Raw genomic sequence first — 25,471 nt, forward strand, 5'->3', positions numbered from 1 at the left:
GCCATTGTATGCACGCAATAGTTACAGTTGAATTGTCCTTATATTTTATTTTCACTTTCGAGTTATAAAGAGAGCTTTTTTAGGCAATAAAAAAATATGGATAAATTTCACACGGAGGTTTGATTATGACTCATTATTCTAAACAACAAGCTCTGAACAATCAGCCGCGTTCCTTCGTGATTGGTACGGTTGAATGTGTTGATTCACAGTGGATTTTCTTTGAAGATGAAAGTGACGAAGCTTCCATGCTCCATGAAGTAATGGATGATACATTAGAACTTCTTATTGATACACGCTGGGAAAAAGCCATTATGGTTGATGACCGTCAAATAAAGCTTCACGATGGAACGTATTTATTGCGAAATGGGGATAAGCTAAGACTGACTAAAAAGCTACCTTATGCATACGAACAGCTTCTTCAATCGCTACCGAAAGAGACCTTTTTATCATTCACTCAGCACTTAAATTCATTAAAATTCTCTCTTTATGATTGTATTTACTGTCACAACACATTATGTTTTTTACCGACAGACGGTGATACAAAAGGTGCTAATTTTATCATTTATGACAATGAGGAGAAAATTTGTGCCGTTCAGCATTTATTCGAACGAGGCACGCATCACCTAGATCGATTTGAATATACCGTTAATGATGGAGAACGTTCAATGAATCTTTTTTTAGATTAAAGCAAAAGAAAAAAGCTATCTTATCCAAGATAGCTTTTTTCTTATCCTAGTACGACATATCCGTAATAGAATACTAAGATAAGCGCAATTACAAGAACTGCCCAAGCAACGCCTGTACGCTTTCTTTTTTCAGTACGAACAAGTACCATTTCCATTCCCACAAGCACTAACACTCCGGCAATTCCTTTAATGAGCGCTGCGCCTTGAAAATGGTACCAAGCTGCTAACATATGCAGACCTGATACTAATACTAATAAGTATAGGAGTCTCGCCACCATATGTAGAATTTTTTGACCTTTAGCTTTACCTGCTCGATGTAAAATCAACGAAACCACAAACGAGATAATTAATAATGTCCAAAGCGTTACATGAATATGTAGTGGAGCCATTCATCTCACGTCCTTTCTGAAAATATCATATCATGAAAACCTTTCCTTCACCAATAATATAAGGAAGAAAAAGGATTTTTAGCGACCGCGTCCATAAGTAGCATACCGAATGAGTTTTTCAAGGGGTCCATCTGAAAATAGGCTCATCCATATCCGGCTTCCCAGCAGTTGAATAAAAATGATAATCCCCGCAATAGCCAAACCTTCTACAATTGAAATATGTCCGTAGTATCCTAACCCATATGAGTAAAAAAGAAATGTGCATACAATGGACTGGACAATATAATTAGTTAAAATCATTCTCCCCAAAAAGGCAAATGGCTGCATGACTTTTTGAATAGATACACTTCGCATAGCTAATGTGACCAACGTTACAATAAAAATTGCTCCTGCCGTTCCTCCAATTGTATCGTGAATATACGATGTCGCTACATTGTGATCTAAAACATAGGGCAATACAGATGATGCTGCATACACGATGAATGAAATAAGACAAAGCCACTTTGTCTCCACTATATATTCTTCTATTTCTTCGAACCACTCGCTTTTTGCCATAAAACCGCCTAATAAAAACAGTGGAAATAGCGATAAAAACAGAAAAGGAACCGTATTTAAATTATACGCGTAGTACCAATCAAGCAAGCGCTGATGAAAGATTGACGCAAAACTTCCGTGTCCATATGCTTGAAGCGCTTGGTCAATAATAGGCTGGTGAATTCCCGCTGCTGTCTCTCCTTCGTTAACCAAAGCCGCTACTGTTAAAATAACAATCATAATCACAGCATAAATGCTAAATATTCCGGTTCCCCACGCTAATATCACTTCTTTCTTTGCTTCTTGAAAAAATAGCATGATCAAAGCAAAGAAGCTGTACATCACAATCATATCACCGTGCCAAATAAATAAAGTATGAATAGCCCCAACGAGAAGCAAAGCCGTGATTCTTCGTACATAAAAAGGAGTAAAGCTTACTTGCCTTTCGTATGTACGCTGGAACATTTTCATAAAACCAAATCCAAACAAAATAGCGAGCAGCGCGTAGCATGTCTGCCCTACAACTACATCAACTAATCCATTAGCAACATAGTTCATTCTTGAACCGTCCAACAAATTATGGTCGTAATAGGAAGCAGGTGAATAAAAATTCGGCATGTTTATGAGCAAAATACCAATAAGCGCGATTCCTTTTAATACATCTGCTGCCTCAATGCGCTGTTCTTTATCAGCTGCGTTCATTTTGAAACGTTTCATTCTTTCACACCTTACATTATTTCATTATTGCTTTCACATTATATCGAACGCAAAAGTTTTTCTTCAATGTTTACTATTTCCATTCCTCTCTTTAATGTTTTGCTTCCTCCCTGCATATAGATAAAGAAAAAGCATTAATCACCTTTTTGTCTAGGCTTCATATGCTGTTACTAGACTAAATTAAAAGGGTGTTTGCCTATGCCTGCCATTGTTGGTGTTGTTAATCTTAACAGTGTTGGTTCAGCCAGCGTCTTTCATATTGGAGATGTTTATACAATAGCCCCTATTTCCACTGCTAAAACATTTGCTGGCGCAGGTTCGTTTAATACAGGTGACGGATTATATGTTGTGAATCAGCAGAGCTCAACCAATACGTCAGACAATGATGTAAATGACCAAAATGTTGCTGGAAATCTATAATAGAAATGAAGCTCATACAGGAGGATGCTTATGAACTTTTACGTGAATCAAAGTATCTGTATTCAAAGTATGAAAATCAGTGCCGTAAGTAACTCTTCAGTACTTCAAATTGGAAGCGTAGGTGTTATTAAACCGAACTCAAATCTCTTTAATACAGGAGGGTTTACAGGCGCTGCACCTACTGAAACAAAAAAAGGCATTCTTGGATCTGTTTCTCCTTCTGCCTTTACTCCCGGAACCGGTGCGGGCACTGCCCCAGCTCCTTTCTCACAGTCGTTAACTCCCCCAGTTCGAGACAACGACTGACATGTTACAACCTTCATCGCCATATGTATATATATAACTATTTTCTTTATCAGAAGATAAGGGAATTGAGGTGATTGAAGGTGGATAACATGGACTATATTCAGCAGGTACATCAGTATGTTCAGCAAATGTCTTCGTATATTCAGCAGCAAGAAGGACGCATTGCTCAGCTTGAAAAAAACGTACAAGAACTTCAGAAAAAAATAAAAGAGTTAGGTGAACAGCCACCTATTAAAATTGATAAAATTGAATATAAATTTGAACAGTTAAAAATCGATTCTTTAGATGGAACATTAAATATTGGATTAAACCCTCTTACACCTGATAATTTAGAAGATATCATTATCAATGAGAAACCAGAAGTAACGTTTTCGCAAGGAGCTCAGCCACAGGGGCAACCGCCTCAAGGTGAGCAGCCGGGACAACCCGGAGGTCCTGGACCGCAAAATCCTAGCTTAAAACCGTTGAACCGCCAGCTAGAAAAACAGTGGGTCTCTGATATCCACGAAACGATTTTAGCTGAACTTAATCAATATGGATTTTCTATGGTTCAACATGTGCTTGATGAGCGCTCGATGATGATTGATGAATCGTACTACGAGTTTATTTTAGAAGATATTAAAAAGCAGCTGCAGCAGCGGATTACTTTTTATATACAGCAAGTTCAGCCGGAAGAAATGGAACGAAATTTTGAACAAATCAAACCTCAAATTATCGGTAAACTTTATGAAGATATGAAAAAAGGAATTGACGCATTTTTAACGTATTTACCTGAATCTTTAAAGAAAGGTGGACCTCCTTCATGAACTTTAACGTTGTAAACCGCGAATTGCTTGTTGGAGACGTTAGTATTACAGGCGTATCTTCTTCTTCTCTTTTTTTAATTGGTGATGCCAATTACATCTCTCTATCCTCAACATTTGATACGCCGGCTGAATCGTTGATTATCGGACCTTATGTGCCACTATCGTTATCATAAAGGAGCTTACGTATGCTTTCACGCACATCTTCTGTTAATTATATAGAAATTAATTCCTTGTCGGCGAGCTCCTTTTGCCAAATTGGAGATTCAACAGAAATTCATCTACTTAATAAAGCTTTAGCCGATCGGAGACAGTATCCGTTTTTCTACGGTCGAGAAGGAAACTTTGATGATTACGCTATCTTTAATGAGCCTATTCCTCATGGCGATTATGAACCTATTCCCGTTCAAACATGGAATGAAATACCTTTGATCCGCGTTAACAGAATTGATATAAAAGGGTGCTCATTCTCATCAGTTATTCATATTGGATCAACGTGCAATGTTTATGCAGAAGCCCGCATTAAGCATATTCGGGAACTGATCAACGATGAACCTTCAAAGGAAGCTGAAACAGGAACATCAAGTAGTGCTTCTTCACAAGCTAGCAGCAGTGAGTGAACCTTTTAAAAAGATGCTCATATACTAAATTAATATCATGAAAAAAGGGTGTGAATCTCATGCCAGCAATAATTGGACCCGTTAGTATCATGAGCGTCGGAGGCGGTGTCGTAACGTTTGGAGATACGTTTTATGTTTCTCCAAAAAGTGCCGCTAAAACAGCGTCAGGCTCTGGTTCTTTAAATACAGGTAACTTTGTTAATACTAATAACGGCATTTCAGGAACAAATACGTTAGATCCAGATTTATTCGATCAAAATATAGCAGCAAATGCTTAAAAAAACCCCTTATCTTTGCTATTAAAGCGGATAAGGGGTTTTTTATTCACCTGGATTTTCGGCTGTTTGATTTCTTGGTTTTAGGTAATTTAGAAGAAGGCTGTTTACGAATCCATTTAATAAAAGAGCTAATTTTAGAATCAGCTTGTAATAAAGAAATCGTATTAAGACGAATGGCTAATTCATCATTTGTGTATAACGCATGAATTTGTTTATGACACGGAATACATAAGTTTGCTGTTGGTTCAAATGCTCCGCCCATTTCCTTTGGCGTTAAATGATGTACGGTCGTCAAGACATCCTGCCTTCCGCATAATTCGCATGTTCCTATCCGCCTGTCTTTTTTCTTCATATAGATTTCCTTCCCTATAAAGTTTCTACTCTTACACTAGTTCCTTTGCCAGAAGGCTCGGACGGCTCAACAATCAAACGTTTTGGCAGGCGAGCACGAAGTTCTTGCACGTGACTGATGACTCCAATTGATAAATTATTGGACTGAAGTTTTTCAAGCGCTGTTACCACGGTATCAAGAAGCTCTCCATCAAGCGTTCCAAATCCTTCATCTAAAAAGAAAAACTGCAGCGGATACTCTCCTCTTAGCTGAATTTGTGCAGATAATGAAAGGGCCAAAGCCAGGGAAGTTAAAAACGTCTCTCCACCAGATAAAGTTGAAACCGGACGTTTTACGCCTCCATTTGCATCATCTCTCATAATAAAGCCGCCTTGGGAATCAACTTCAATCGCATAGCGCTGACGTGTTAATATACCCAGACGCTCTGAAGCATCTCGGCTAACGGACATCAGCTGTTCTTCAGCAATATATTCCACGAAAGCATTTCCTTTAAATACTGTTTGAAGCTTTTGATACTGTTCAAATAACGCTTGTTTTTCTTCACGGTCCTGTTCAAGCACTAAAAATCGCTCATGCCGTTCTTTGACGCTTTTTAACGTTTGCTCAGCTGCTCCCTTGAGCTGAACCGCTTCTTTCACAGCCGCTTTTATATCATGAAGCAGCTGCTGAGTTTCTTCAAATTGGTGCTCTTCTATGGACTGGTGATTCAGCTGAATATTTAACTGTTCAATTGATGACTTCATCTGTTTTATATTGTCCCAATAAGCCTGAACAGTTTCATCCAACAATTTCATCTCATCATGTGATAACAAAGCTTGCTGAACTTCTTTTCCTTCGCTGAATAAAGAATTCCCTACCGCTTCTTCCCATTTTTCAGCTGCCTTTTTATACTGGATATGAGCTGTTTCTAGGGACTCGCTCGCCGCTTTTTCATCCATTTGCAGCGTTTGATACGCTTTTTGAACAGTCTGCCAATGTTGATATGCCTGCTGTTCATTCGTCTCTAACTCCGCAAGTAAAAGAACTGTTTTTTGCAGCGTCTGTTCAATATCTTCTTGATCTGTAAGCGTACGCAAGCGTTCAATTTGCGAGTGAACAAGAGATTGTTTATGAGACAGCATTGCTTTTAATTCTGTAAATTCTTTTTCGCCCGCATATTTCTCTTCTTTTAGACGTTCGATTTTCTTTTGCTGATTTTCAAAAAATACGCTACTTTTTTCAATTCGAGCCTTTATTGTCTGCTCTTCTTTTTCTCTTTCAGTCAGCTTTTCATTAATTTTTTCCATCTCTTCAAATACAAAGGAAGGATAGTCTTGTTGAAAAGCTTCTTTTCCTGCTTGTAGCGCCTGTTTTTGCTGATTTATCTTTCCTTCTAATTCAGCTTGTTCTTTTTGATAATGAGCAAGCTCTAATTCAATCTTTTCAAGACTTTGCTGGACCTTTTGTATCTGCCCAAGAATTGCTTGCTGTTTTTCACTTACCTGCAAATAATCCTGCTCAAGAGATTTGATTTCAACTTCTATTTTCTTAGCATAATGCCCAAAGGCATCTGTATCCATTTCTCCTAAAGCAGGAACTTCGCCAGCTTCATTCATAAACTCAGCTAACTCAGGTATTTTTTCAACAAGAGGTTTAGCTAGCTGTTCAAGCTGCATTTTGAGCGACGAATAGCTAAATCGCTGTTCACGCAACTGATTAACTTGATCTTCGAACTGATCCGCTGATTCAGTTGTGACGTCACCTTCTTGTTGGTGTAACACGGGGTTAGGGTGATGCTCAGAGCCACAAACCGGACAAGGCTCTCCTTGGGTCAGCTGCTCGGCTAATTGATGAGCCAGACGGCGTGACCATTCTTTTTCTTTGCGTCTTTTTAGATCGCTCATTAAACGATCTGCTTGTTGAAAAAGCTGCTGAAACTCTTTTTCCCGCTCACATACAGTGTGATACAAGCCTTGAATATCTGAAAATAACCCTTTACTTTGTTCTATTGTTTGCTGATCTCTCTCTTTGTGTGTTTGTTTTTGTGTGTACAAATGCTTAAGCTGTTCGGCTTTTTCTTTATACGTTTTTTGACCTTCATCTAGGTTTTTTTTATCGTTATTCCATACTTGATAACGGTAAAATGCTTGCTGAACAGCCTGCCGATAATCAGGTTGAATCTCCACTTTTGTTAATGTTTCCTTTAACTCTTTTTGAAGAGTCAAACCTTGCTGATACCGCTGATCCGCTTCCATTAATTCATCATTTTTCGTTTGAATTGCCTGCTGCTTTTGCTGAAGAGAAACTTCCGCTTCTTTTATTTCTTGCTGACCTTCTTTAATTTGTTTTTGAAGATCAGAAGCTTGTTGAAGCTGTTCTTTTTGAACAACCAATTTGGGCTGCTGTTCATTTTTTTGTAAGCGAGCCTGCTCATATAAGTTATTTGAGCGCTTATATTCCTCACTTTTTTGAACAATTTGTGCTTTTAATTTTTCTACTTTATCTTCATAAAGCTTCTGCTGTTTTTCAGCTTGTTCAAATGTTTCTAAATAGGGAAAAAGACGTTCTGCCTGCTGAGCTTTCGTCAGCACATCTTGCTTTTGTTTAATCTCCTCTTCCTGCTTAGAAGCATGCACTAGTTTTTCTTCTAGCATTGTTTTTTCCTGCTGCGCTTTCCAAAGAGACGCCTGCTGATCGTATCTTTCCTGCAAATCAGACGCTTCTTTTTCTCGTTTTTCCAAAAGTACAATGCTATCACTTACAAGCTGCCGGGCTTCCGCTACTTTCTCTGTTGAAGCTTCACCTAATCCCGTTTGTTCTGCCGTAATCTTATCTAGGTCTGTTTTTAGCTGCTGAACTTGATAGCGTATTTTCTTACTAAGCTGATCTCCGTACTGCTCGAGATTAAAAAGACGCTGCAGCATTTGACGGCGCTCCGTCCCTTTTAATGATAAAAACTCTGCAAACTTTCCCTGTGGTAATACAACAGCTCTTGTAAAATCATCAATAGTTAAACCGAGAAGTTCCTGTACCTGCTGATTTACATCATTCGTTTTATCTGCTAATACGTACGTTTCATCTTCGATTTCAATCAATCGACTTGAAGCTGATTTCACACGCAGTTCATCCGTTCGTTTGAAGCTTCGTTCAACAGTATAGCGTTTTTTATGACTAGCGTTTTCCAGCTCGAACGTAAACGATACTTTCAGTTCATTTTCCCCGTGATTTAAAATTCCTTGTGTATTATTTGCTGCACGCTCTACTTTTCCGTATAAAGCTAGTGTAATGGCATCCAAAATGGAGGATTTCCCGCTTCCTGTAGGACCAAATATTCCGAAAACACCGCCTGAACACAGCGCTTCAAAGTCGACAGTTTGTTTTTCTCTAAAACTGTGAAGCCCCGAAACGGTCAAGTTAATAGGTTTCATTTTTCATCCTCCTTTCCCGATACTTCTTCATCGTTAATCAAGGTTAAAAACAGTTTGACTAATTCATCATCAGGTGCCCCTCCGCCGGTTTGCCTGCTGTAGAACTTTGTAAACAGTTCTTCGATCGGCACTTCTCGCTGTGAACGTGTTTCAAGTGCTAGTTCTTCTGCTTTGAATACTGGACGGATATGAATAAAGCCTGGATGAAGCTTGCGAAGACGATGGATTTCTTCTAATGAAAGTGCATCTTCTACGTGAACTTCTAAATCAACCCATGCCTGCGCATCTTTCTGTTCATCAAGCCACGTATATACTTCTAGCAGTCCGTTTTTTGCTTTCCAACGTGTCAAAGGCTTTCCGCTGGATAATGGAATTTCGGTCATTTCGACCTCTTTTCCTGGCTGAGCGTCTAAAATGGTAACAGACTTTGCATAGCCTGACTCTGAAAAGCTATAGGCAAGAGGTGACCCAGAATATCTTGCAAGGGTGCTGGCGCGATTGATCATTTGCGGGCGATGCAAATGTCCTAGAGCTACATATTGAGCATTAGCAGGTAAACTAGTTGCCGCCACCGTATAAGCTCCTCCTACTTCAATTGGACGTTCTGAGTCCGTTGAACTTCCCCCTGCTACGTAAATATGACTCATGGCAATATTAACGGTATCTGTTGTGAACTGCTCACTCATTTTATCAAAAATACCTTTTACTCTGGCATCATATGAGTTTCGAAGAGCCAGCTCATCATTTTCTTCTGCTAACAGTTCCTTTAACCTTGATTCAGATGGGTAAGGAAGAGCCGCAACCTTTAACACTTCATCTGATGTAGGAATGTGAATGCTTTCTACATCGGTAGTAGGCAAACCAAGAAGCGTAATATTTTGATGAACAGCTAATGGAGAAGCCGCCGACAGCCGATCTGGGTTGTCATGATTACCTGCAATAACAATAATCGGACGTTTTCCATTGTTGCTCAACCTAGACATACTTTCGTAAAAAAGCTGCTCTGCCGCTGCTGGAGGGTTAACCGTATCAAAGGCATCTCCCGCCATGAGAATAGCATCTATCTTTTCTTCTTCCACAATGTCTGCCAGTTCATCTAAAAACTGTGCTTGCTCAGCTAGACGGCTTCGACCTTCTAACGTTCGCCCCAAATGCCAATCCGCTGTATGTAATAAACGCATGTTACTCTCTCCTTATTGGTGAAAAAGAAGAAGACTATCGCCTTCTTCTTTTTTTATATTTCAACAGCATGTCCACCATCTAAAAAGTACAGATAGCGATGCTGCACAGGTTGTTTTACAATCCGCTCAATGGCCTTTGCGTAAAGCTCTAACTGAATGCGGTATCTGTCAATTAGAAATGGTTTTGCTCGTTCAAAATCCCCTTGAAAACGATCCGAAATGTTATCGGTTTTAAAATCAAGTAAAACGAGACCTTCTTCCGTTTCATACAAACAATCAATAATACCTTGCACTAAAATTGTTTCGTCTTCCTGCTCCCAATGATCATAGATTTCTTTAGCGGAGACACCTAAACTAAAAGGCATCTCTCTATAAAGCGTGCGAGCCGTTCGAATACCTTGTGCAATGTCACTGTCTAAAAAGTCTGCTACATCATTTGCATCAACAGCATCCGCTTGTTCTTGCGTCAATAATTCTTTGGTAACCATTGATTGAATAAAGTCTTGAACCATTTCAAGGGTATAAGCTTTATTTAATGGAAGCTGCTGCATAACGGCATGTGTAGCTGTTCCTCTTTCAGCTCCTGTGAGAGATTTCTCTTGAAGAAACAGCGGACGATTTTCAAGAGGTGCTTTAGATCCCCGAATGAGATCGTCGCTTCCACCTGCGTCCGTCAGCTGCTGCTGCCTTTTTAGTTCAGAAACAGATTGCTTCGAACGATGAACGGAAGCTACACGATAATCATAAGACCAATTTAAGCGTCTATACACTTCGTCTTTATAATCGCTCGATTCTGAAACTGGCTCATGCTTTTGAAGAGCGTTTAAAAGCTCTTCATGATGCTGCTGCTCTTCAAGAGGCTGCTCGGCTAAATCATCTGCTAATAACGTTGAAAGTTTCCAGCTTGAAGCATGCTGATGAATCACCTTGGCCGGCTGGACCTCTCCTTCAACCATATGACTAACATTTTGGTGACGGATTAAAGAAGGTCCAATCCAGTCTAAATAACATTTTGCATCTCTTCTCACGTGAGCTGGAAGCGTCCAATCTTCATGTGCCATAACGGAGCTCCATTGTCTGAGCTTTTCTGGTGCATCTTTTACTGTTCCGACTAAAATAAGTTTTTCTTTCGCACGCGTCAAAGCTACGTATAATACCCGCATTTCCTCTGCCATGCTTTCTTTTTTCATTTTTTTCTTCATGGTCTGCTGAAGAAGAGTAGGGTACGTAATACGCAGTTTTGGATCAATATATTTAGACCCAAAACCTAGTTCTTTATCGAGTAAATATGCTTTATTCAAGTCCATTAAGTTAAACTGACGAGCAAGACCAGCTACAAAAACAACCGGAAACTCAAGACCTTTACTGCTGTGGATCGTCATCAAACGCACCACATCTTCTTGTTCTCCCAGTGCTCGAGCAGCTCCTAAATCGTTCCCCCGGTCCTGCATGCGTTCAATAAAACGTAAAAATCGAAACAGACCTCTAAATGAAGTTGCCTCGTACTGGCGAGCGCGATCGTAAAGAGCACGTAAATTGGCTTGACGCTGTTTCCCGCCAGGAAGTCCGCCAACAAATTCAAAGAAACCCGTATCGCGGTAAATTTGCCATACCAGTTCTGACAAAGAGCTTTGTCTAGCTTGTGTTCTCCATGCTTTTAACTGCTCATAGAAATACTTTACTTTATCGCGAAGTTCTTCATCATCTGAAGCCGCTAAGTACGTTTTTAACGCATCGTAATACGTTCCTTTCTTTTGCTCTGCTCTCAGTGTAGCTAACTCTTCATCTGAAAGCCCTACTACCGGTGAGCGAAGAACAGAAGCTAACGGAATGTCTTGATGCGGGTTATCTACTACTTTTAATAAAGACATCATAATCATCACTTCAGTAGCATCAAAATAACCTGTCGATAAATCGGCATAAATGGGCACGCCTTCTTGCTTAAATTCATCCATAATCTGCGCAGCCCAAGGCATAGAACGAAGCAAAATAACAAAGTCACGATACGTCACATTTCTCATGATATCAAGCTTGCGATCATATATTTGAAAGCGGTTTTGAACGAGTTCTTTGATTTTACGCGCCATTGCTCTTGCCTCTAACTGAGCCGTTTCAAGCTCTGCTTCTGAAAAAGCGACGAGAGAAGAATCCGATTCTTCTTCCCCTCCTTCTTCTACATTTTCTTTTGCAATGAGCAGAAGCTCCGTTTCCATTCCTTCCGCTTTTGGATACGATGCTCCTAATTTTAAAGAAGCATCATCGTCATATGCAATTTCTCCTACTTCTTCATCCATCAGCTGATTAAAAATAAAGTTTGTAGCATCAAGCACTTGAGAACGACTGCGGAAGTTTTTATTCAAATCGATACGTTTTCCGAACTGGCGACCATCTTGTGTAAAGCGCTTGTACTTTGTTAAAAACAAAAATGGCTCCGCTAAACGAAAGCGGTAAATGGATTGTTTTACATCTCCAACCATAAATAAATTCCCTTGTTCTTCACTATCTCTCGTCACTAATTTAATCAGTGTTTCTTGAACCATATTTGTATCTTGATATTCGTCAACAAGCACCTCTTCAAACTGAGTACGATATTTTTGGGCAATGGACGAAGGCTTAAGCACTCCATCTTCTTTTACACTCAAGATTTGCAGGCAATAATGCTCTAAATCAGAAAAGTCCACTAACCCTTTCTCTTTTTTCATATGTTCATATCGTTCACCGAAGCGCTGAACTAAAAAGATTAGCGTTTCAATAACGGGTTTCATTTTCTCAAAATCAGCCATGTAGCCGTGCAAAGGCCTAGAAAACAAATCAGCATGAAGTTTTTCAAGACTTGTTTTAGCTTTTTTGCGAAGCTCTCCGAAATCATCTAAAAGCTGCGAGTCGTATGCTTCTCCTTTACATGGCTTTAAACGAGTAAAATTCAAATTCTGCATTTCCTCATGCAAATCAGCAAAAGAATGCTTAGAAGCACTGATCAGCCGATGAATTTGAGCCAGGTCTTCCTCTGCATTAACGGCGCGAGGAGCAGGCCCTCCTGGCAGCTTTGTTAACTCTAAGCCCTGTTTTAAAATCGACTCAATGCCCATCAGCTGCGTTGTTACTTCTTGTAAAAGAAAAGATAGAAACGGAAGTGAATCAATAGAAGAGTCTTCTGTCACATCATATTGACTCACGATCATTTCAAGCCAGCCGTTTGGGTCAGGGTTAGATCTTGCAAAGTCATACAGCTTTCTTACCATAAGCTGAATATCTAAGTCATTTCTGTCACTTGTATAACGATCAATTAAATCAAAGAATCGCTCGTTCTGTTCAATACTGTACTGTTCTTCAAACAATTCTTCTAATACTTCTTCACGCAGAAGATCGGCTTCCGTATCATCTGCAATCCGAAAACCAGGGTCTACATCAATCAAATAATAATACGTTCGAATGACTTCTAAACAAAAAGAATGGAGTGTAGAAATCGACGCACGGTTTAATAAATTAAGCTGTCTGCGCAAGTGCAAAGAAGATGGATTCTTTTTTAACTCTTTTTCCAATGCTTCTCCAATTCGATTTCGCATTTCGGCTGCAGAAGCATTTGTGAACGTAGCAACGAGTAATCTATCAACATCGATTGGCTCATCACCCATCGTAATCTTTTTAATAATACGTTCAACTAAAACCGCTGTTTTTCCTGAGCCAGCCGCCGCGGCTACTAATATATCTTGACCGGATGAAACAATGGCGTTCCACTGATCATCCGTCCACTGGGAGTCGGCCGGTTTTACGTGTATATCTTCACTCATCTCGTTTGGCCTCCTCTCGAATTTTATCTAAAATAACACTTTGACTCTCTGTACTAAGCTGACGATATTCGTTGTTTTCCATTGATTCATCGAACTGACAAATTGAGCGGTATTCACAAAACGCACATGGTGTTTTATCTTTTAGTTTATAAGGCGAAATATCAATTTTCCCATTTGTAATCTCTGTACCTGCCTCCACAAATTTACCTCGCACATACTGACGGAGATGTGTAAAATCTTCTTCGCTCGCAACCGAAGAATTGGAATAAAAGCCCCCTGTCTTTTTAATGCCAGCTGATATAACCTGTGAGTGCCCTGATTCTAACGTTTCGTCCATTAACCTTACTGCTTCCTCGTCTCCTACAAGCAGTCCCTTCATTTTAAACTTCTTGAAGATTTCAGCTTCAATTTGATCAGGCTGTAATGCTTTAGTACTGTTGATCATTGGATTATGAACGTGGAAATAAAGAACGCCAGCAGGCAATGCTCCTCTATTATCATGAAGAAGCTGTTCAGCATACGTCACGACTATGTCTAAATAAGCTAAAATTTGAAGAGATAAACCGTAGTACACTTCCACTAAGTTTAGTGCTTTATCGCTTGATTTATAGTCGACAATACGCAGTAAAAGTCCTTTTGAGCTTTCCGCTTTATCTACCCTGTCAATTCGGCCAACGAGTTCCATCGTATGGCCATTTGGCAGTGTGAACTGCATAGAAGGCAGCTCTGCACTAGGTCCAAATCCAAGCTCCAATCCAACGGGAACAAAGCCGCTCATCTTAGCGTGCTCACTTAACACAAGCGACGCACGTTCAATAATTTGCTGCAGCTTATGTGTTAAATAGTGGTGGCGATTCGAGCTCAATAAAATCTCATTTTGCAAGCGCGGAGCAAGCTCATGCACTGCAGCCGTAGAAAGCTGCTGACAGTCTTTTCTCGTTAAGTTCTTCCATTCTTTTTGACCGCCGCGAAGTTCGTCTGAAATCATTTTCAACGCCGCGTGAAATAACTCGCCTATGTCAGGAGCCGCCAATTTGAAAACTTTTCGTTCTTTAAGCTTGAGCCCGTGAGAAGCAAAATGCGCATATGGACAGGCTTCAAATTTTTCCATTCTCGATACGCTTGCTTGAATATGCCTTCCATAAAGACGCTGACTCGTTTTCTTTGTTAACCGTTTTGCTTCATTTTGATAAAATAAGCTGCTTAGTACTTTCTCACTGTATGAGTTCCAATCTGGATTTTCCACATAAAAATTATACACATCCCACCAAGCGGAACTCATCGGATAATGGTGTTTCCATCCTTGCAGCTGGCTGGCTAAATGCGCGATGCTCGTTAAAGGATTTGTAATATAATCAACTTGCTTTTCTTCTTCTAAATCTGTAGGTTCCGTCATTAACAGTTTTTCCTGCAGGAGCGGAAATAGCTCTTTTACTCGATTAATAACGAGGGAAGGCAGCAGGGTCTTCCCTTCCTCATTGGCAAGAGGATACGAAACATAAAGTTTTTCCGAAGAGCTGGAAAGTGCTAAATAAATGAGAAATTGTTCGTCAAACAGCTTTTGTCTTCCGGTTGGCGCAAGTAATAAACCTGATTCAAGCAGCTGCTCTCTCTCCTTCTCAGATAACAGGCCATCGCTTTTTGGTTTAGCTGGAATCACACCGTCATTTACACCTAACACAAAGCTTGCTTTGATATCGGATAAACGCGAACGCTCAAAACTTGCCACAACCACTTGATCCAGTGCAGGCGGAACAAGTGCAAACTGCATGCTGTCAAGCCCTGTCTCAAATAGATCTGCAAACAAAGAAATCGATACTTTCTCTTCTCCCATCATTTCAACAAACTGATCAAATAAGTGAAGAATTGCTTTCCATACCTGCTCGTGCTCTCTTGCTTCTTGAAGCTTTCCTTCTTCTTCACATCGATTGCGCAGCGCTTCTATCTTTTGTGGAATATCTAAATTCGTTAAAAAACGATAGAGCGCTTCTGCTTTTTCTTTTCCTATTTTCCCTTGTTTTAATTTTTGCTGAAGCGAATAAATAGGAGGAACAATCATATTTTTTAATTCATTTATTTTTTGCTCAAAAGCAAGCTCTTCGTCCGTTTTCCCAAGGTTCATGTCTTCAAGTGAACGATATTTTCTGTAGGTAAATGGTTCCTTACTCGTCCACTTAGATCCTTGAATACCGTAAGCAAGTACATAATTTTCTAATTCATCCATCTCTTCGCGAAGCTGGTGCACATCAGATGACAAAGGAAATAAAAGATCTGTTTTCACTGCTCGAAAGATGGTTTCATACCGCCATGACCCGCTTACCACCTCTAAGACTGAGCGAACAAATTCAACGAGTGGATGGTGAAACATCGCTCGCTTTTGGTCAATAAAGTACGGAATTTCATAATCTTGAAAAATGGTTTGAAGCAAGTCATGGTAGTCTTCTGCATTTCTAACAATCAAGGCAATATCACGATAGCGATAGCCGCGATCGCGCACAAGTGAAAGCACTTCTCTTGCAATCCCTTCAACTTCTGCTCTTCGGCTAACAGCCGGCAGCAGCTGAATGTGCTCGGGCTCTGACTGAAATTCCGGCGTTGGCCGTTCATCATAATATCGTTCTAAATAGGCAAGCTCTGGACTGTTTTGATGCCTTTTTTGTTCGTTAAATACGATTGGCTCTTGAATCTCTATACCGTTTTCAGCCGCCAGGCCCATTATTTCTTGGTACGTTTCGCTCGTTAATCGAAACAAGTGCAAGTCATTTGGAATAAAATCTTGATATGAATAATCAGAAGTCACCGCTATTTTTACTTCTCTACAAACTTTCATCAGCTCTACTAATACGGTTAATTCTTGAGGAGTATAGTGATGAAATCCATCTACATAAATCGTTGCTTGAGCAAGATAGCCAGAAGACGCTACTTTTTCACCCAGCAGCTTCAAATAGTCTTCTCCATCTACATATTTCGTCATCAGCTGTTTTTCTAATTCTCCGTAAATGAGATGTAAATCATGTAATTTATCAGCAAGGACTTTCTCATCTTCTGCTTGAAGCTTTTTCTTCATCTCTTCGAGAGACGGGGCATCTACTGTGTACTGTTTAAATTCTTTAACCATTTTTTCCAGTTCTTCAATAAACCCTGCTTGTTCTGAAGAATTCGCAAACAGTCGAAGCTCTTCTTTTTGATGTTCGATAATTTTTTTAAGCATCATATGAATACCTGTTTGATCCACATGATAGCGGCTAATACCTCCAACTTCTTGCAGGATACGCCATGCAAGACGTGTAAAACTATAAACTTGAGCACGCATCATGCCTTCTAACCCAGGTGTTTGAACAAGCGCATACTCCGACTGAAATGTCATCTGTTCAGGTACAATATAAATAAGTGGATGCCCAAGCGGAGCATTTAACAGCTCTTGGCGCATGCTATTTAAAAGATATTCCGTTTTCCCGCTTCCTGAACGTCCTAATAAAAACTGTAGCCCCACGTTTTCACCCCTTCATTTTTTTCTCTATGTTTTCATTTGTTTAAGTACAAAATGGATAAACGCCACGTAAACACGTGACGCAGTCGTCAAAATTTTATAGTGATAATCATCTAAATCTCTCTATCTCTCTCCTTATTATTTTACTGAACTTGCAGACAAAATTCCACTTTGCCGATATGTGAAATGCTGGATGCAACAAAAAAACTTTTCAGTAGTCAAAAGACCACTGAAAAGTTTTAGAAAAGCGAATTATTTTCTACTTTTACATCATGATTCCACCATCTACATGAAGTGTTGTACCGTTAATATAGTTGGACTCATCAGATGCTAAATACAGATAAGCATAACCAATGTCAGAAGGCTGACCTAGTCTTTGTAAAGGAATAGTGGATTTCATTTGATCAATGATTTTGTCTGGCATCGCCTTCACCATATCCGTCTCAATAAACCCGGGAGCTACAGCGTTTACATTAATTCCTTTTCGTCCCAGCTCTTTAGCCCATGTTTTTGTCATTCCTACTACGCCTGCCTTTGTCGCCGCATAGTTTGTTTGACCAACATTTCCATATACGCCAGATACCGAAGATGTGCTAATAATTTTCCCTTTACCTTGAGCAATCATATGCGGTACCACTGCTTGTGTACAGTGAAAAACGCCTGTAAGGTTTACGTTGATTACTGCTTGAAAATTTTCAACTGATAATTTGGTTAGCATTCCATCTCTGGTGATACCTGCATTGTTAATTAAAATATCTATTTTAGAGTAGCGTTTCACTACTTCTTCTACCATTGCATCTACACTGTCTCGATCCGCTACGTTCACTTGAAAAAATGCTACATCTCCGCCTTCTTCTTTTAGCTGAGCTGCTCGTTCTTCTCCCGTTTTTGCATCGTAGTCAACCATAGCGACCTTTGCACCCTCTTGTGCGAATATTCGAGAAGCTTCGAATCCTAATCCATTTGCTGCACCCGTAATAATTGCCACTTTATCTTTTAATCTCATGTCACCCGCGCTATAAGACGCTTACTAACAACGATTAATCAGCAAGTCGCTTGAATCTCAGTAGCGCATTCCCCTCCTCAAAACGACGCCAAGCACGTCTTAATGATCATTTGGTGCTTTTCTAGTAATGATCCCTCTACTTACATCTTAGTAGTCAAGCTCAAAAATCATTCATATAATTTTTAAGAAAACGTTTTGAAATACATGAGGTGATAATACATGTTGAGAAAAAACACGTATATCTCTAGAAAACAAAGGGTTCATTACTTAGGTGCAACTAGGAATAGACGTCTAATTTATTCCCAGTTTTTTCTTTTATTTTAGCATATTTCTCACAATTGATAAACAAAAAACTTGTTCATTACTGGACAGATACCCTGTATATGCATTGTTCTGCCAACCGAATAAACAGACAAATAACTTCTTTAAGAAAAATTTTAAGATCTTTTCAAAAATGCTGTTGTATCCCTATAAGAAAAGGCTTTTCTATAGTTTACAATACCCCTTTTGGCTGTATGTATAACAAAAGACTGCCTATTAAAAAGCAGTCTTTCATCACTATTTGTTATATATAAACAAACTATTTGTCATACTGTTTCACTTTAGATTTTTCATTTAATCTTCGTTCAATTTGTTTTCCAACAAGCCATAGAACAAAAATGATGACTAAAACAAGTACTGCTTTTAGAGGCTGTTTCACAAATGAAACAAAATCGGCCCCAATAAAGCTCATCATAAATATCATCACCATTTTACCGGCTAATACAGCAAGCATAAACTGAGCCATACTAACACGTGATAGTCCTGCTACTACATTAATTGCCGAAGACGGGGTAAAAGGGAAACAAAGCATAATAAACAGCGGTCCGAACCCGTGTCTTTCTACCCAAATCATAATCTTTCGAATTTGCGCATGCCGGCTGATGAAATGTAAAAACCTCGCCTGTCCATATTTTCTAAAAATCAAAAAGACAAGCAGTGATCCAACGCAGCTGCCAACCCATGAAATTAAAAAGCCTAACCATAAGCCAAAAGCGGCAGCATTGGCCATTACAAACGCAAAAAGCGGCAAGATAGGGATAAACGCTTCTAAAATAGGCAACAGCAGCCCTGGAATGATTCCAAATGATTGATATTGTTTTAATAACTCGAGGACGCCGTCTAACGTCAAATAATGCTTTAATGTTTCAAAATCCATCGAATGTTCTCCTTATTTAAACAACTGTGCTACTTTTCACTTATTGTACTACTTTCCTTTACCAAACAAAAGTTTTACAGCGTTTTACCTTTCCTGTCCTTTTACGCTTGCCATACAGCCTTTATTTACACATACATATTTGGTTGAACAGCCATGCACTTTTTACTGAGACTGTTTTAAATAACGTTTAAACCAGCTTGTTAAATATTTTAGTCTCGCCGTTCGTAAATTAGGCTTACCGCTTCTAGAAAGTTCATGATTAGACTGAGGAAAACGAATAAATTCTACTTCTTTATCTTTTCTTTTCAGGGCCACATAAAGCTGTTCAGCTTGTTCAATTGGACATCTGTAATCCTGTTCGCTATGCAAGATTAACAGCGGTGTTTTAACATTCTCCGCTAAACGAAGCGGCGAGTGGTTCCAAAGTTTTTCCGGATTTTCATAAATATCAGCTTTTAATTCCCATTCGGTAAAATAATAGCCAATATCACTAACGCCGTAAAAACTTGTCCAATTTGAAATAGACCGTTGCGTTACCGCTGCTTTAAACCGATTTGTACTTCCTACAATCCAGTTTGTCATAAACCCTCCGTAGCTTCCTCCTGTTACGCCAAGCTTATCTTCATTAATATAAGAGTAGCGCTTCACTGCTTCGTCGGTCACTGCCATCAAATCCGTATAATCCATGCCTCCGTAATCTCCTCGAACCGCATCTGTAAATGCTTGACCATATCCTCTGCTGCCTCTTGGATTAGAAAAGAGGATATTGAACCCTTTTGATGCAAGTACTTGGAATTCAAGCATAAATGTATGACCATACATAAGATGCGGACCTCCATGGATTTCTAAAATGGTTGGAGATACATCATTGGTAGCAGCAGCTTTTACTACCCAACTGTGGATATGTATACCGTCCGTAGAAGTGGCGTAAAAAGATTCTGCTTGTGTAAGCTGCACATGCTTTAAAAATGAGTCATTAACGTTTGTCAGCTTCACTAATTCCTCTGTTTTTAAATTTAGAGAATAAAGATCTCCGGGATGTGTAAATGTACTGATTGCCACGATAGCTTCCTCACAATTGGGAAGAACAGATACCTCATATACGTGAGCATTATCCATAAGTACAGAGTCTAACTTTCCATTCACATTTCCTTTATATATGCCTACAGAACCCTTTTCACTTACGACAAAATAAAATTCTTCATTACTGCCCCACATAATTCCCGCTGCGGTTCTTCCAAAGTGGAAATCTCCTGCTACCATATCTCCTATTTCTAAGTCTATACCAGCAGTGATACAAGCTGTTTTTTGGTTAGAGATCTGATAAATGTATATGTCATTCATTGAAGCCGATCCGTATGTACGTTCATTTCCAATGTATGCTATGTATGACCCATCCGGTGACCACGAAACTTGATGAAAATATCCTGTTTCTGCTGTAATAGATGTTACTTTTTTAGTCTCGCGATGCAAAATAAACACGTCCATAGTTAATGATAAATCCGGATTCTCTCCTCGGCTGCTGCAAAATACAATTGAGTTTGCATCAGGGGACCAGCACCCAACAGAGTGATGATAAGGTCCATCCGTTAAAAACGTCACTTCTTTGTTTTTAAGTTTAACGACGGCAACTTGAGCATATTCACCTTTTAAATAACCGCTAACATCGGATTTGTACAATAGACGCTCCACTTCGTAAGGCTGAGGATATTCATGATTTTGTTCAACTCTTACAGCTTTTTCTCCTACTTTTGTAGAAAACATAATTTCGTCACTATAAGGAGACCACACCGGATTACTAACGCCTTTTTCAAATTCTGTGAGTACTTCTGCTTCTCCTCCTGCCGCTGCTAATAGATAGAGCTGAACGGTCTGACTGCGATCGGATAAAAAAGCAATCCACTTGCCATCAGGAGACCATACTGGAGAATGATTGTTTCCTTTACAGTAGGTTAATTGCTTTGTTTTTTTCGTTTCAAGATCTAGCATAAATAGCTGCGTCTCATACGTGTTTTCTATTTTCTTCGTTTCTCGGACCGTATAAACTACACTTTTACCATCTGGGGAAATCTGAGGATTATACACAGACTTCAGTTCATACAAATCCTCTATCGTTACCGTACGCTTTTTTAAATGATTCAATTTCTTCGCCCCCAAGCACTCATTTTTAAACCAAATAGTCAATTGATAAAAACAAAAATAGCGTTTCCCTTTTACTTTATCATTTCTAAAAATAAAAATCTAAAAATTTAGAAAATTAGTTGTTTTTTCTCCTTTTAATCTATATAATAATAAAAAGGGTGCAGAGGTGATGAGGTATGAACAATGAAAAATCGTACACGGAAATGATGAAGTCCCTCGCTCGCAAGAAAAAAGTAATTGATACTGTGAGTATGTTGGATGTTTATATCGAAATGGTAATTGATGAATCGCTTTTTAAGCGTCAAAAAGAACTGTTAGAAACAAACATTAACACGGCATTAGATCAACGTGATGAAACTGCTTTTTATGAGCTATCAGCACAGTACCAATCCCTGCTTCAAACATCTACTTAATATTTCAGGAGCTTAATTCATATTAACGATTTATATGTACGTTTAACAGGCAGATCCTTTCTTCTCAGGAAGAACAGCTGTCTGTTAAATCGTGTTTACTACATAAAAAAAGATTCTTACACCTGTAAGAATCTTTTTTAGTAGAATCTTTCCTATGAGTGGACGTAACCGACCATTCCACTCATAGGTTTTTTTGTTATTTATGCGTCTGAAACTGCTCTTCTTCTGTGGAACCTTTTAAAGCTGTTGTAGAAGAAGTCCCACCAGAAACTACTTGTGCCACTTCATCAAAATAGCCCGTTCCTACTTCACGCTGATGTCTTGTAGCTGTATATCCATTTACTTCACTAGCAAACTCTCTTTCTTGTAACTCTGAATAAGCTGCCATTCCTCTTGTTTTATATCCTCGTGCCAGCTCAAACATGCTGTGGTTTAAAGCGTGGAAGCCAGCAAGCGTAACAAACTGGAACTTGTAGCCCATTTTTGCAATTTCTCTTTGGAATTTTTCAATCGTTTTCTTATCTAACTTTTTCTTCCAGTTGAAAGATGGTGAACAGTTATAAGCAAGCATTTTACCTGGGAATTTTTCATGAATAGCATCTGCAAATTTTTGTGCTTGTTCTAAGTTTGGTTCAGACGTCTCACACCATACTAGATCCGCATATGGCGCATATGCTAAGCCACGAGCAATAGCTTGATCGATTCCGGCTCTCGTGCGATAAAAACCTTCAGCGGTGCGTTCACCTGTAATAAACTGGCGATCTACAGGATCAACATCACTTGTAATTAAATCAGCGGCATCAGCATCGGTACGAGCAATCAGAAGTGTTGGAACCCCCATTACATCAGCAGCTAAACGAGCAGCAATCAAATTTTTCACAGCGGTTTGAGTTGGAAGCAATACCTTGCCGCCGAGATGACCACACTTTTTCTCAGAGGATAATTGATCTTCAAAGTGTACGGCAGATGCTCCCGACTCAATCATTCCTTTCATGAGTTCAAATACGTTTAACTGTCCTCCAAACCCTGCCTCTGCATCTGCTACAATTGGAGCAAAGTAATCGATATCCCCTTCTCCTTCTAAATGCTGAATTTGATCAGCACGCTGCAGCGCTTGATTGATTCGTTTCACAACATGGGGCACGCTGTTTGCCGGGTATAAACTTTGATCAGGATACATGTTTCCTGAAAGATTTGCATCTGCAGCTACTTGCCATCCGCTTAAGTAAATTGCTTTTAGCCCTGCTTTTACCTGTTGTACCGCTTGATTTCCTGTTAGAGCTCCTAAGGCATGAACGTATGGCTCTGTTTTTAATAAGTTCCAGAACTTTTCGGCTCCTCTTCTAGCAAGCGTATGTTCAATATCAATGGACCCTCTTAGCCCAATGACTTTTTCTGCAGAATATGGACGTTCAATTCCTTTCCAACGCTCATCGCTTTTCCAGTTCTCTTCAAGGTTTTTTACACGAATGTCTTTCATTCTTTATACCCCCTAATGAATTTAAAATTCTATATTCACAAAAATATAAAACGCAGCAGTTAGAATATGTCTGTTTCATGATGAAGTAAATTAGCAGCTTGCCATAATATTAGCAAGAACGTAGATGAAATAAGTAAGTAGTTGAAGGACATGTAGTAAGACTTAGCTGAGGTGAATATACGCTGAGAATTTTGACTGCTATCTTTTCAATCACAAATAACTATTCCTCCCTATTGTTATAAAACAGTTTTTATTTTACATACGTTATTATATAACAGTACTTTCGAAAATGAAACCTCCTTTTAGAATTTTTTTCCTACTCGCAAGGAGGCTTTTCTATTAATACCTACGTATAAAAGGCTTCATATATCCTTTACTTTTTCTTATATCACTTATTCATTTCTTTCATACTTCTCAACAAATGAAATTCTTTCCAGTATTGTTGGGTGACCATATCGGAAAATCTTCACTAAATACGGCGGATTTACCTGAGATAGTCCTGATTTCGTTAAGTCCTGAAACGTTTTAATAGCAGCTTGCTTATCTCCTGTTAGGTCCATAGCGTACGTGTCAGATTGAAGTTCATGATGACGCGACTGCATATTTGTTAACGGACTCACAGCAAATGTAAGAATAGAAAAAATAAGTAGAATAAGCGGTAAAGAATTTAAATCACTAAGAGAAGTAATTTTTAATGCTTTTCCCCATCTCTTAATCACAAAGCTGGCTAAATGTTTCGTTAGCCATAAGCCTACGATCGATAAAACTAATGCTGAAGCAATCCCCACATAAATATGTTTCTTTACATAATGACCCATTTCATGCGCCATGATAAACAAAATTTCACGTTCCGTTAATTTATTAAGAGTAGTATCCCATAACACAATTCTTGAATTAGAACCTATTCCCGTCACATATGCATTAAGGGAGTTCGTTTTTTCAGACATGTTTACTTCATATACATGCTTAGCAGGTATATGAGCTTCGTCTGCTAAATGCAAAATTTTCGTTTCCAGCTCTTTATTCTTTAATGGATAAAAATCGTTATATAACGGATCGATAACCACTGGTTGAATAAACGTCAAAAATAGCGTAAATGGAATAGATACTAGCCACGCATACAGCCACCATCTTTTTGAAAACTTACGAATGAATGCATATAACACAGCAATCACTAAAAACATGGTGGCATAGTTCACCCAAAAATCTGTAAAAAGATCCTTCATCCATCCCTGGAAAGGTTGCGTCGTAATATGATAAGCCTTTGAAAGCTTATAGCTAATCCAGTCCATAGGAAAAGAATAGATCAGCAGCAGAACGGATAACCAAAATACATAAATAGCAGTTTGGAGAAGACTGAAACGGCTGACATCTTTAGACCACTTATTAACTTTCTTAGACACACCTAACACTAAAATTAAAATAAACCCTAGCCACTCATATGGAATTCGGATAAAAAAGAGCGCATCTCTAATTTTTGAATATTTTTCGGTTAACATAAGTTCTCGTGTATTCATAAACGTAGCCGGGTCTACGCTGGTGCCTTTTAATGATTGTGGAATAGAGGTATCGCTTATATAGAATAAATACACCCAAATACACGCTCCATACACAAGAAAAACTCCGATGGACCACCAAACAATTTTTTTCACGCATTCCCCTCCTTTTGTACAAACAGTATGCCGTTATTACTATTGTAGGTTTTTTTTCGAAATTTAGAACAAGCGTTTATGGATGTGCTATAAGAAATGTAATTTGAGGCGAGGAAATCATAGAAAAATGAAAAATAGAGTTTAGACAAAAGAATAAACTCCGTTTACAAACAAAAAAAGCAGTTTGCATATGCAAACTGCTTTTAAGATGACCCGTACGGGATTCGAACCCGTGTTACCGCCGTGAAAGGGCGGTGTCTTAACCGCTTGACCAACGGGCCAGTATGGCTCCACAGGTAGGACTCGAACCTACGACCGATCGGTTAACAGCCGATAGCTCTACCACTGAGCTACTGTGGAATATGGTGGGCCTAAGTGGACTCGAACCACCGACCTCACGCTTATCAGGCGTGCGCTCTAACCAGCTGAGCTATAGGCCCATTTTTGGAGCGGGTGATGAGAATCGAACTCACGACATCAGCTTGGAAGGCTGAGGTTTTACCACTAAACTACACCCGCGTTACTTAAGATGGGGCGACTGATGGGAATCGAACCCACGAATGCCGGAACCACAATCCGGTGCGTTAACCACTTCGCCACAATCGC

At 39.2% G+C, this 25,471-nt stretch carries 20 protein-coding genes and 5 tRNA genes; 8 read left to right on the top strand and 17 right to left on the bottom strand.

The genetic code is table 11. From position 1 onward, the window contains the following. Nucleotides 1-125 precede the first annotated feature (125 nt). Nucleotides 126-686, top strand: coding sequence for a DUF2777 domain-containing protein (locus ACFX4R_RS09805; protein ID WP_016763009.1), 561 nt, complete (start codon nt 126-128; stop codon nt 684-686). A gap of 41 nt (nt 687-727) precedes the next feature. On the opposite strand, the gene ACFX4R_RS09810 is transcribed toward ACFX4R_RS09805, so the two are convergent. Together ACFX4R_RS09810 and ACFX4R_RS09815 are read right to left on the bottom strand one after the other, a co-directional pair. Then, nucleotides 728-1,075 carry a DUF1516 family protein gene (locus tag ACFX4R_RS09810; protein ID WP_013055360.1) on the bottom strand — a complete coding sequence of 116 codons (348 nt, stop codon included), beginning with the start codon at nt 1,073-1,075 and terminating at the stop codon, nt 728-730. Between the two features lie 78 nt (nt 1,076-1,153). After that, nucleotides 1,154-2,326, bottom strand: a complete 1,173-nt coding sequence (locus ACFX4R_RS09815; RefSeq protein WP_043980891.1) for a DUF418 domain-containing protein — start codon at nt 2,324-2,326, stop codon at nt 1,154-1,156. Between the two features lie 198 nt (nt 2,327-2,524). Between ACFX4R_RS09815 and ACFX4R_RS09820 the strand changes: the two genes are divergently transcribed. The 6 genes from ACFX4R_RS09820 (at nt 2,525) to ACFX4R_RS09845 (ending at nt 4,753) form a co-directional block, all read left to right on the top strand. Then, complete coding sequence (locus ACFX4R_RS09820) at nt 2,525-2,746, top strand: spore germination protein (protein ID WP_013055358.1); 222 nt, start codon at nt 2,525-2,527, stop codon at nt 2,744-2,746. A gap of 30 nt (nt 2,747-2,776) precedes the next feature. Further along, a complete protein-coding gene (locus ACFX4R_RS09825) occupies nt 2,777-3,052 on the top strand; it encodes a spore germination protein GerPB (protein ID WP_237074501.1) in 276 nt (91 codons plus the stop codon). An 89-nt stretch (nt 3,053-3,141) separates the two neighbouring features. Next, nucleotides 3,142-3,858 (top strand): spore germination protein GerPC, encoded by a 717-nt coding sequence (gene gerPC, locus ACFX4R_RS09830; protein ID WP_043980887.1) that lies wholly within the window; start codon nt 3,142-3,144, stop codon nt 3,856-3,858. Further along, entirely contained in the window at nt 3,855-4,031 is a 177-nt protein-coding gene (locus ACFX4R_RS09835) for a hypothetical protein (RefSeq protein WP_013055355.1), read from the top strand. Before gerPC ends, ACFX4R_RS09835 begins: the two co-directional genes overlap by 4 nt. A gap of 12 nt (nt 4,032-4,043) precedes the next feature. After that, entirely contained in the window at nt 4,044-4,475 is a 432-nt protein-coding gene (locus tag ACFX4R_RS09840; protein ID WP_028407429.1) for a spore germination protein GerPE, read from the top strand. A gap of 59 nt (nt 4,476-4,534) precedes the next feature. Beyond that, nucleotides 4,535-4,753, top strand: coding sequence for a spore germination protein (locus ACFX4R_RS09845; protein WP_025749935.1), 219 nt, complete (start codon nt 4,535-4,537; stop codon nt 4,751-4,753). A 46-nt stretch (nt 4,754-4,799) separates the two neighbouring features. Here ACFX4R_RS09845 and ACFX4R_RS09850 read toward each other — a convergent pair whose 3' ends face one another. The 8 genes from ACFX4R_RS09850 to ACFX4R_RS09885 form a co-directional block, all read right to left on the bottom strand. Then, on the bottom strand, nt 4,800-5,105 hold the full coding sequence (locus ACFX4R_RS09850; protein WP_033578017.1) for an HNH endonuclease: 306 nt from the start codon (nt 5,103-5,105) through the stop codon (nt 4,800-4,802). 14 nt (nt 5,106-5,119) lie between these two features. Then, nucleotides 5,120-8,512 carry an SbcC/MukB-like Walker B domain-containing protein gene (locus ACFX4R_RS09855; RefSeq protein WP_237074499.1) on the bottom strand — a complete coding sequence of 1,131 codons (3,393 nt, stop codon included), beginning with the start codon at nt 8,510-8,512 and terminating at the stop codon, nt 5,120-5,122. Next, nucleotides 8,509-9,693, bottom strand: a complete 1,185-nt coding sequence (locus tag ACFX4R_RS09860) for an exonuclease SbcCD subunit D (protein ID WP_043980880.1) — start codon at nt 9,691-9,693, stop codon at nt 8,509-8,511. Before ACFX4R_RS09860 ends, ACFX4R_RS09855 begins: the two co-directional genes overlap by 4 nt. A gap of 53 nt (nt 9,694-9,746) precedes the next feature. Then, a complete protein-coding gene (gene addA, locus ACFX4R_RS09865) occupies nt 9,747-13,484 on the bottom strand; it encodes a helicase-exonuclease AddAB subunit AddA (protein WP_043980878.1) in 3,738 nt (1,245 codons plus the stop codon). Continuing rightward, complete coding sequence (gene addB / locus ACFX4R_RS09870) at nt 13,477-16,977, bottom strand: helicase-exonuclease AddAB subunit AddB (RefSeq protein ID WP_377569446.1); 3,501 nt, start codon at nt 16,975-16,977, stop codon at nt 13,477-13,479. The genes addA and addB overlap by 8 nt, the downstream gene beginning before the upstream one ends. Nucleotides 16,978-17,239: 262 nt before the next feature. Next, entirely contained in the window at nt 17,240-17,980 is a 741-nt protein-coding gene (fabG, locus tag ACFX4R_RS09875) for a 3-oxoacyl-ACP reductase FabG (protein ID WP_013055347.1), read from the bottom strand. A gap of 580 nt (nt 17,981-18,560) precedes the next feature. Then, a complete protein-coding gene (locus ACFX4R_RS09880) occupies nt 18,561-19,178 on the bottom strand; it encodes a TVP38/TMEM64 family protein (RefSeq protein ID WP_013081701.1) in 618 nt (205 codons plus the stop codon). Between the two features lie 162 nt (nt 19,179-19,340). Continuing rightward, the gene (locus ACFX4R_RS09885) at nt 19,341-21,320 is read right to left on the bottom strand and encodes a S9 family peptidase (protein ID WP_377569448.1); all 1,980 of its coding nucleotides are present in this window, start codon (nt 21,318-21,320) and stop codon (nt 19,341-19,343) included. A 176-nt stretch (nt 21,321-21,496) separates the two neighbouring features. Here ACFX4R_RS09885 and ACFX4R_RS09890 point away from each other — a divergent pair, with 176 nt between their 5' ends. Next, entirely contained in the window at nt 21,497-21,733 is a 237-nt protein-coding gene (locus ACFX4R_RS09890) for an IDEAL domain-containing protein (RefSeq protein WP_028412421.1), read from the top strand. A gap of 196 nt (nt 21,734-21,929) precedes the next feature. Here ACFX4R_RS09890 and aceA read toward each other — a convergent pair whose 3' ends face one another. From aceA to ACFX4R_RS09925, 7 genes are all read right to left on the bottom strand, one after another. Continuing rightward, on the bottom strand, nt 21,930-23,213 hold the full coding sequence (aceA, locus tag ACFX4R_RS09895) for an isocitrate lyase (protein ID WP_016762997.1): 1,284 nt from the start codon (nt 23,211-23,213) through the stop codon (nt 21,930-21,932). 392 nt (nt 23,214-23,605) lie between these two features. Continuing rightward, complete coding sequence (locus ACFX4R_RS09900; protein WP_322551714.1) at nt 23,606-24,865, bottom strand: M48 family metallopeptidase; 1,260 nt, start codon at nt 24,863-24,865, stop codon at nt 23,606-23,608. Nucleotides 24,866-25,074: 209 nt separating this feature from the next. Beyond that, nucleotides 25,075-25,146 (bottom strand) — tRNA-Glu (locus ACFX4R_RS09905). Nucleotides 25,147-25,150: 4 nt separating this feature from the next. Next, a tRNA-Asn gene (locus ACFX4R_RS09910) sits at nt 25,151-25,225 on the bottom strand. Nucleotides 25,226-25,228: 3 nt separating this feature from the next. Next, nucleotides 25,229-25,305, bottom strand: a tRNA-Ile gene (locus ACFX4R_RS09915). Nucleotides 25,306-25,310: 5 nt separating this feature from the next. Continuing rightward, nucleotides 25,311-25,384: transfer RNA gene (locus ACFX4R_RS09920), tRNA-Gly, on the bottom strand. Nucleotides 25,385-25,395: 11 nt separating this feature from the next. Further along, nucleotides 25,396-25,471 (bottom strand) — tRNA-His (locus tag ACFX4R_RS09925).

It is taken from the genome of Priestia sp. YIM B13490 (assembly GCF_042787735.1).
Taxonomy (GTDB): domain Bacteria; phylum Bacillota; class Bacilli; order Bacillales; family Bacillaceae_H; genus Priestia; species Priestia megaterium.